The following is an 8,849-nucleotide window of genomic DNA, read 5'->3' as shown; positions in this document are numbered from 1 at the left end:
TCATCCGCGAGGCGCTGCGCGACCGCGCCTCGATGGGCGAGGTCTGCGGGGCGATGCAGGACGTCTTCGGGAAGTACCAGCCGAAGTTCTGACCCACGCGGGGCGCTCGCGGCGCCCCCCGGTCAGAGGGCGACCGGCTCGCGGCGCACGTCGCGAGCCGCGGGGTCCATCGGCGGCCACGGATCCGGGGGCGCGTCGGGTGGCCGCCAGCCGCCGTCGTCATCCCCGCCACCCGGCTCGTCGTCCGCGGACGGACCGCTCCCGGTCGCAGGGGCGCAGTACGCGTGGCACACCACGTAGGCCTCCACCGCGAAGCCGATCGCCACGCAGCCTGCGAGCAGTGCGCCGCTCAGCGCAGCCACGGCGCCCGCGAGCCCGATCGCCAGCAGGAACGCCCGTTTGCGGGTCGACATGTGCCAGATGCTACGCACGTGACGCAACGGGCCGTTCAGGCTCCGTAACCGCACCGGCTTGGAAGGAACCCGACGTCCGTGGTGGAAACCCGACGTGCGATGCCCGAAGCGACCGTCAAGCGAACCCTGGTGAAGAGCCCGCCCGAACTGTGGGCGGAGATCAGCGACGCGGAGTCGCTCGCCCGACATCTGGGCGCGTTCGGCGAGATCCGCATCACCCGGACCAAGCCCGAGACCACCGTAGCCTGGGAGGGCGACCGCGCACGCGGCACGGTGGAGATCGAGGCGTCGGGCTGGGGGACCAAGGTCACCCTGACCGCCGAACCGGTGGCGGACAGGGCCGCGGCAGACGATGCCGCGGTCGCAGTGCCGGTTCCCGAGGCCCCGGTCGCGGTCGCGACGCCGGTGCCGGAGGCCGTCCCGGAGACCGGCCCGGAGGCCCTACCGGCGGCCGACGAGGCCGTCGCGCCCGCTGCCGCCGAGGTGGGACCGCCCGCTGCGCCGGAAGCCGCCGAGGTCGCCCCTGAGGTCGCCCCTGAGGTCGCCCCTGAGGTCGCCCCCGAGGTCGCAGAACCCGTCGCCACCGAGCAGCTGGTCGCAGGGCCCGTCGCCCCGCTCGCGACGGTCGAGGAGGCTGCGGCCCCGAGGGTCCCCGCCGAGCCTGCGCCGTCGACCCCCCCGAAGCGGGGGTTCCTGGCGCGCCTGTTCGGCCGCAAGCCCGCTCCCGTCGTGGCGACCCCGGCCGCGGAAGCCGTCCGGCCCTCCGCGCCCGTCGCCCCCGCCGTTCGTGAGGTCCTGGCGCCGGTCGTTCCCGCGGCCGCTCCGACGGTCCACGACGAGACCCACAGCGCAGCCGCGGCGCCCCCCGTCGAGCCTGCCCCGCCGGCCGACGTGGTGGCCGACGCACCCGCTCCCCCCGTCGAGCCCGAGGAACGCGCTTCCGAGGCGTCCACGGCGCAGGTCGAGCCGCCCGCTCCCGCCGCGGAGCCGGCCGAGCCGACCGTCGAGCCGGACGCCAACGCGAGCGCAGGCCCCGAGGCCACCGCCGAGGCCGCCGCGGACGAGGAGCCCGCTCCGGAGCCACTCGACACCGAGCGCGCGACCGAGATCCTCACGGTCGTCCTCGACGACCTCGGCGCGGCGCACCACCGGCCGTTCTCGCGCTCCTGAACCGCGCGGCGGGCCCCGCGTCGCACCCGCGGCGCGCGATGCCCGTGTGACGTACAGGCTGCGCCGGACCGAGGCGCACTAGACTCCGGCGCCGCTATGCGCAAGAAGCCACCGGAGACGTTCGAAGAGAAGCTCGCCCAGCTGCAGGAGCTGCGCGCCGAGGCGATCCACGCCGAGGGGCCGGCCGTCGAGAAGCAGCACGCGAAGGGCAAGTACACCGCGCGGGAGCGGATCGAGAAGCTCCTCGATCCGGGGTCCTTCCAGGAGGTGGACACCTTCGTCCGCCACCGCACCTATGACTTCGAGATGCAGAAGGTGCGTCCGTGGTCCGACGCGGTGGTCACCGGGCACGGCACGATCGACGGTCGCCGCGTCTGCGTCTTCTCCCAGGACTTCACCGTGTTCGGTGGCTCGCTCGGCGAGGTCATGGGCGAGAAGATGTGCAAGATCATGGATCTCGCGGCCAAGATCGGCTGCCCCGTGATCGGCATCAACGACTCGGGTGGCGCGCGCATCCAGGAGGGCGTCGTGTCGCTCGGCGCCTACGGCGACGTGTTCGTGCGCAACGTCAAGTGCTCCGGCGTCATCCCGCAGATCTCCCTGATCATGGGCCCGTGCGCGGGCGGCGCCGTCTACTCCCCGGCCATCACGGACTTCATCCTGATGGTCAAGGAGACCTCGCACATGTTCATCACCGGCCCCGACGTCATCAAGTCGGTGACCGGCGAGGAGGTCGGCTTCGAGGAGCTCGGCGGCGCGATGGCGCACAACTCCAAGTCCGGCGTGGCGCACTTCGCGTTCGAGGACGAGGACCACGCGCTGGAGGAGACGCGCTTCCTCTTCTCCTTCCTGCCGCAGAACAACCTCGAGACGCCGCCGCGCGTCCAGCCGACCGACGACCCGGACCGCATGGATCCGGAGCTCGACCACGTCGTGCCGGACAACCCGAACAAGCCGTACGACATGCGCAACGTCATCAAGCTCATCGTCGACGACGGCGAGTTCTTCGAGGTGCAGGAGCACTTCGCGAAGAACATCATCATGGGCTTCTCGCGCCTGAACGGGCACGCGGTCGGCATCGTCGGCAACCAGCCCGCGGCGCTGGCCGGCGTCCTGGACATCGACGCCTCGGCGAAGGCCGCGCGCTTCGTGCGCACGTGCGACGCGTTCAACATCCCGATCATCACGTTCACGGACGTGCCGGGCTTCCTGCCGGGCACCACGCAGGAGTGGGGCGGCATCATCCGCCACGGCGCCAAGCTGCTCTACGCGTTCACCGAGGCGACCGTCCCGAAGATCACGGTCATCACGCGCAAGGCCTACGGCGGCGCCTACGACGTCATGGCGTCCAAGCACCTGCTCGCCGACTTCAACTTCGCGTGGCCGACCGCCGAGGTCGCGGTCATGGGCGCGGAGGGCGCCGTCAACATCATCTACCGGCGGGACATCGCCGGCTCGCCGACCCCGGACGAGCGGCGGCAGGCCCTGATGGACGACTACAAGGCCCGCTTCGCCAACCCCTACTCGGCGGCCGAGCGCGGCTACATCGACGACGTGATCGTCCCTCACGAGACCCGCCCCAAGCTGATCACCGCGCTCGAGACCCTCTCGACCAAGCGCGACCCGGGCCCGCAGCGCAAGCACGGCAACATCCCGCTGTAGGCGCGCGGGGGGCGTCGCCAACCCGCACTCGACCTGCACGGCCACCGCGGCGCGGCGCCGCGTCCGAGTTGCGCCGCCGGCCCGGCCGCCCGCGCCTCCCGCGACCGGCACCGTCCTCGCGCGCTTCTGGCACCATCCGCCGCGTGAACGTGACCGTTTGGAAGAGGACGCGGGCGGGTGGCGTCGCGCTCGCCGCGCTCGTCACCGGGCTCGGCGTGATCGTGCCCTCCGCCCCCGCCCTGGCCGACCAGACCGCCGCCGCCGACGCGGGCACGCTCAGGGCCTCGGTCACGGCCGACCCGTGGTCCGTGCGCTTCGACGGACCCGCACCGCAGTCCCCGCTCGACTCGGCCCCGGGCACGACCGCCGGCCCCGTGGGCGCTCTCGGCTTCCGCACGAGCGGCGGATGGCGACGCGCGACCCGGATCATCGACCAGGCCCGCGACGGCGACGCGTTCACGGCGACCCTCGCCACGACGGACCCCGGCGGTCGCACGCTCACGGTGCGGATCGCCCCAGCGGGCGACGGCCTCGTCCGCCTCACGGCCCGGGTCGCGGGGGGCGAGGTCTCCGACGTCCAGGCGGTCGGCGGCTCGTTCGTCGCTCCGGCCGGGGAGCACCACCTCGGCTTCGGCGAGCGCGCCAACGCGATCGACCAGCGGGGCAACGAGGTCGAGAACTACGTCGCCGACGGCCCCTACCAGCCGATCGAGGATCCGTTCATCCAGGTGTTCGTGCCGGGGCCGGGATACCGCCCGCGCGCGGACGCCACGTACTTCCCGATCCCGTGGCTGCTCTCGAGCCGCGGCATCGGCGCGCTGGTCGAGAACGACGAGACCTCCACCTTCCGGCTGGCGAACGACGACGAGGGCGCGTGGTCGGTCGCGGTCAACGCCACGGAGATGCGCCTGCTGGTCGTCGCCGGCCCGACCCCGGCCAAGGCGCTGGAGCGCTTCACCGCGCACGTCGGCCGTCAACCCCCGGCCGCCGCGCCATTCTTCTTCGGTCCCTGGTGGCAGGCGAAGGGCGACGCCTACGCCAACCTCGAGCAGCTCCGAGCGGTGGGCGCGGCCGGGTCGGTGCTGCAGACCTACACGCACTACCTCCCGTGCGGTGACCAGCGCGGCAAGCGCCACCGCGAGCGGGACCGCAACGCGCGCTTCCACGCGGCCGGACTCGCGGTCACCACGTACTTCAACCCGATGGTGTGCGAGTCCTACGGTGAGCGGTTCGACGAGGCCGTGAAGCGGGGCGTGCTGACCAAGCGCGCCGACGGCAGCGACTACATCTACGACTACCAGGGTTCCGATCGCTTCAAGGTCGGCCAGGTCGACTTCACGCATCCCGACGGCCCCGCGTTCTACGGCGACCTGCTCGAGGAAGCCGTCGAGGACGGTCACGACGGCTGGATGGAGGACTTCGGCGAGTACACGCCGCTGGACGCGGTCGCGCACGACGGCGGGACCGGCGAGGCGGGCCACAACGCGTACGTGCGTCAGTACCACGCAGCCGCCCGGCTCTACGCGAGGACGCGGACGAAGCGACCGCTCGCGCGCTTCAACCGCTCGGGCTGGACCGGCAGCGCGAAGGAGAGCCAGATCGTGTGGGGCGGGGACCCGACCACCGACTGGGGCTTCGACGGCCTGCGGTCGACCGTCCAGAGCGGCGTGAGCATGGGCCTCAGCGGCGTCTCGCTGTGGGGATCGGACATCGGCGGGTTCTTCGCGCTGAGCGCGCCCCAGACGACGCCCGAGCTGCTCGCGCGGTGGATCGAGGTGGGCTTCGCCAGCGGCGTGATGCGCACCCAGGCCAACGGGTTCGATCTCCAGAGCCGCAAGCGCGCGCAGATCTTCGACAAGGACACGCTGCCGATCTGGCGTCGCTACGCACGGCTGCGCACGCAGCTGTACCCGTACCTCGCGTCGGCGCAGCGGGACTACGACCGCACCGGCCTGCCGCTCATGCGACACCTCGTGCTCGCCTACCCGGACGACGCCCGGGCGACCGGCCGCGAGGACCAGTACCTGCTCGGTGACGACCTGCTCGTCGCGCCGGTCATCACCAAGGGCGCGACGAGCCGCCGCGCCTACCTGCCGCAGGGCGACTGGGTCGAGTGGTGGCGCTCCGTCGACCTCGACGACCAGGTCGCCCCGCAGCTCTCCAAGCCGAAGCTGCTGGAGGGCCGCACCGAGGTCGCGGTGCAGGCGCCGCTCGACGAGCTGCCGCTGTTCGTCCGGGCGGGCGCGGTGCTCCCGCTGCTCGATCCGTCGGTCGAGACCCTGACCGCCTACGGCAAGGGCGCCACCGTGCGCCTCGCCGACCGCAAGACCCGCCTGCGCCTGCTGGCGTGGCCGCGAGGCACGCGCACCACGTCGATCGGCCCGGACCGCCGGGACACCGCCACCAGCGCCGACACGCGCCGCGGCTGGGTCCTCAGGCTCCGCCAGGGACGCACGCGCAAGGTCGAGGTCCAGGCGACGCTGTCGACCCTGCGCGACGGGGCGTTCACGCCATGCCGCATCCTCGGGGGCCGGACCGGACGGGTCCCGCTGAAGCGCAAGTCGTGGTCCTACGACGAGAAGACGGGCGTGCTCCGCGTCCGGCTGACGGCGCGCAACGCGCGGCTGCAGGTCCTGCGGAACTGCTGAACGCGGGCGCGCCGGGACGGCGCGTCCGGCCTCGCACATCCGTCGAGCACCGCGTCTCCGTCACACGACCGGTGTCGCAGCGGGTAGCGTCGCTGTTCCCACCCAGGTTCCGTCCCACTGCAGGAGGCATCCCCCATGTCCCAGTCGCCGATCACCCGCCGGCGCTTCGTTTCCGGAGCAGCGGCCGGCGCGGGCGCCGTCGTGCTCGCTCCGCAGTCCTTCGCCCTCGGCCTGGCGAGCGCCAGACGGGCCCCGATGTTCCGGGGCGGGCGCTTCAGCGACGGCGTCATGTCCGGCGACCCCACGCCGACCGGCATCACGCTGTGGACGCGCGTCAACGGCGTCGAGGGCGCGGGCCGCGTCGAGCTCGAGATCGCTCGCGACCGGGCGTTCAGGCGGGTCGTCCAGCGCAAGCAGATCGCCACGCGCGGCCTCGTCAACCACGCGGTCAAGGCACGGGTCACGAAGCTCGACCCCTACGAGGAGTACTACTACCGCTTCAGCACGCGGACCGGCGAATCGCGGGTGGGGAAGATCCGTACGGCGCTTCCGCCGGGCTCCAACCAGCCGGTGCGGTTCGCGTTCTTCTCCTGCCAGGACTACACGCACGGCTACTACAACGCCCACGAGGTCATGGCCGCCGGGGACTACGACTTCGTGGTCTGCCTCGGCGACTACATCTACTCCGAGACCTACCACTCGGTGAAGGGGACGAAGACCGCCGTCCGCGATGACCGCATCGGTCGCAGCGGGCCGAACAAGAGCATCGTCCGCGAGGCGCGGACGCTCTCGGACTACCGCAAGAAGTACTCGCTGTACCGGTCGGACCCGGCCTTGCGCGCGGTCCACGCGGAGTTCCCGATGGTCATGCTCTGGGACGACCACGAGGTGCAGGACAACTACGCCGGCGCGGAGCGGTACGGCGGTCTCGGCCCCAGCAAGCGCTTCGGCCCGCATCGCAAGAAGGTGGCGAACCGCGCGTTCTTCGAGAGCATGCCGGCCTTCGCGGGCAAGAACCGCCAGCGCCTCTTCCGGTCGCTGCGGTTCGGCAACGTCGTGGACCTCATCGTCATGGACCAGCGCAGCTACCGGGAGAACCAGCCGTGCCGCGACGCCGTCGTGCCCCCGTGTGACGGGTACGACGCGCCGCGCGACTTCCTCGGTCGGCGGCAGATGAACTACGTCAAGGGCAAGCTCGCCGCCTCCAAGGCGGCGTGGAAGGTGCTGGCCAACGAGGTCCCGATCATGCCGACGCGCGTCCTCGGCGGCGCCAACTACACGTACGACACGTGGACCGGGTACCCCCGGGAGCGCGAGGAGCTCCTGGCCTTCCTGCGCGATCGCGGCATCAAGGACACGGTGTTCATCACCGGCGACCTCCACACGTTCATCGCGGGCGACGTGCGCACCGACCTCGGGGACGGCGAGACCGTCGCGCTGGAGTTCGTCGGCGGCTCGATGACCTCGCAGTCGCTGGGCGAGACGACCCTCGACGCGGGCGGAGGGGTCATCCTGCCGGGCAACGACGCGAACCCGAACACCGACCCGGGCATCATCGAGGCCCTGCGCGGCGTGAACCCGTGGGTCGACCAGGCGGACTTCGACCACCACGGCTTCGCGAAGGTCGTTGCCACCCCGAGCGCCTTCGACGTCCAGATGGTCCGCGTGGAGACGATCAAGCAGCGCTCCCGCCGGACCCTGCCGAGCGCCGGGTGGCGCTATCGCGTGCAGCGCGGCCAGCAGTCGATCAAGGGCGTCAACGGACCGCCGGCGGCGTAGGTCGGCGGCGCCGGCGGGTCAGCGTGCCCGCGCGCTCGCGCGGAGCGTGCGGTCCAGCGACCGCATGGCGCGGCGGACGTCGAGTCCGCCGAACCGGACCTGGTCGCGCAGATCCGCCCCGCGCCGACCCCCACGAAGCAGGGCGCGCCGGACCTGCGCCAGCGTGGCGTTCGGACGGCGGGCCCAGAGCAGCGCGGCGCCGCCCGCGACGAACGGCGTCGCGGCGCTCGTGCCCGTGAACGACCGCACCCGCGCTCGAGGCCGGATCGACGGGACGCTCAGGCCGGGTGCCGCGAGGTCGACGAGATCGCCGTAGGCGGAGGCTTCGATCAACGAGCCGTAGCGGTCCGTCGCACCGACCGTGAGCATGGTCGGCAGGTGGTAGGCCGCCGGGAAGAGCTTGTCGGACCCGAGGTCCGCGCCGGAGTTGCCTGCCGCGGCGACGACGAGCACCCCGCGAGCGCCCGCCTCGCGCAGGACGCGCTCGATAGCGGGATCGTCGTCCGGCGTCGTCAGGCTGACGTTGATGATCTGCGCGCCCTCCTGCAGCGCGTAGCGCATGCCGCGCGCGACGTCGGCGGTCGTGCCGTCCATGTGGTCGCCCAGGACCTTGACGGCCATGATCCGCGCGTGGGGCGCGACACCCGAGCGTCGCTTCCACCGTGGCTTGGCGGCGAGGATGCCGGCGACCGCGGTGCCGTGCCCCGAGCGGTCGTCGACCGGCGCACCCGGCTCCACCAGGTTGACCCCGTGGACGTCGTCGACGAAGCCGTTGCCGTCGTCGTCCAGCCCGTTGACCACCTCGCCGGGGTTCTGCCACAGCGCATCCGCCAACGCCGGGTGCCCCAGATCCACACCGCTGTCCACCACCGCGACCACGGGACCTTGCGGAACGGGCGACACGGTCTTGGGCACCCCGGCGGACCGCAGGGCCCACGCCGACCCGTAGCGGCTCGCCGCTCCGGCCTCCGCCACGAGGCCCAGTAGCGCGACCGCGATGAGGACCGCGAGCGCGACCGGTCGCAGCGGACGTGACGCCCGGTGGTACGCGGATGTCGCGGACCGAGGGCCGTCTGGCCCACCTTGGGTGTCGAGGAGAAACGACACACCAAGACCCTGACCGTCGGGGGCGTGTTCCTCGATCCCCGAGACGGATGGTCGTCCCGTCGGACATCAC

General features: G+C 72.4%; 6 protein-coding genes. 4 read left to right on the top strand and 2 right to left on the bottom strand.

All coding sequences use genetic code 11. The features are described from left to right. Positions 1-122: 122 nt before the first annotated feature. On the bottom strand, positions 123-413 hold the full coding sequence (locus tag ABYE80_RS12975) for a hypothetical protein (RefSeq protein ID WP_372790705.1): 291 nt from the start codon (positions 411-413) through the stop codon (positions 123-125). A gap of 129 nt (positions 414-542) precedes the next feature. Here ABYE80_RS12975 and ABYE80_RS12970 point away from each other — a divergent pair, with 129 nt between their 5' ends. The 4 genes from ABYE80_RS12970 to ABYE80_RS12955 all read left to right on the top strand — a co-directional run bounded on the left by ABYE80_RS12970 (position 543) and on the right by ABYE80_RS12955 (position 7,672). Continuing rightward, positions 543-1,583: a hypothetical protein gene (locus ABYE80_RS12970; RefSeq protein ID WP_372790704.1), complete on the top strand. Its 1,041-nt coding sequence runs from the start codon at positions 543-545 to the stop codon at positions 1,581-1,583. Between the two features lie 96 nt (positions 1,584-1,679). Further along, positions 1,680-3,245: an acyl-CoA carboxylase subunit beta gene (locus ABYE80_RS12965; protein WP_372790703.1), complete on the top strand. Its 1,566-nt coding sequence runs from the start codon at positions 1,680-1,682 to the stop codon at positions 3,243-3,245. Positions 3,246-3,388: 143 nt separating this feature from the next. Further along, the gene (locus ABYE80_RS12960) at positions 3,389-5,893 is read left to right on the top strand and encodes a TIM-barrel domain-containing protein (RefSeq protein ID WP_372790702.1); all 2,505 of its coding nucleotides are present in this window, start codon (positions 3,389-3,391) and stop codon (positions 5,891-5,893) included. 135 nt (positions 5,894-6,028) lie between these two features. Then, positions 6,029-7,672 carry an alkaline phosphatase gene (locus ABYE80_RS12955; RefSeq protein ID WP_372790701.1) on the top strand — a complete coding sequence of 548 codons (1,644 nt, stop codon included), beginning with the start codon at positions 6,029-6,031 and terminating at the stop codon, positions 7,670-7,672. Positions 7,673-7,690: 18 nt separating this feature from the next. Here ABYE80_RS12955 and ABYE80_RS12950 read toward each other — a convergent pair whose 3' ends face one another. Then, positions 7,691-8,779, bottom strand: a complete 1,089-nt coding sequence (locus ABYE80_RS12950; RefSeq protein ID WP_372790700.1) for a S8 family peptidase — start codon at positions 8,777-8,779, stop codon at positions 7,691-7,693. Positions 8,780-8,849 lie beyond the last annotated feature (70 nt).

Origin of the sequence: Paraconexibacter sp. (genome assembly GCF_041602235.1) — a bacterium.
GTDB lineage: Bacteria > Actinomycetota > Thermoleophilia > Solirubrobacterales > Solirubrobacteraceae > Paraconexibacter.
Note: the sequence above shows the minus strand (reverse complement) of the source record. Positions and strands in the feature narration are given on the sequence as shown.

Coding starts and splice junctions, on each gene's coding strand:
- ABYE80_RS12975 (WP_372790705.1), bottom strand. CDS start 413: ATGTCGACCCGCAAACGGGCGTTCCTGCTGGCGATCGGGCTCGCGGGC.
- ABYE80_RS12965 (WP_372790703.1), top strand. CDS start 1,680: ATGCGCAAGAAGCCACCGGAGACGTTCGAAGAGAAGCTCGCCCAGCTG.
- ABYE80_RS12955 (WP_372790701.1), top strand. CDS start 6,029: ATGTCCCAGTCGCCGATCACCCGCCGGCGCTTCGTTTCCGGAGCAGCG.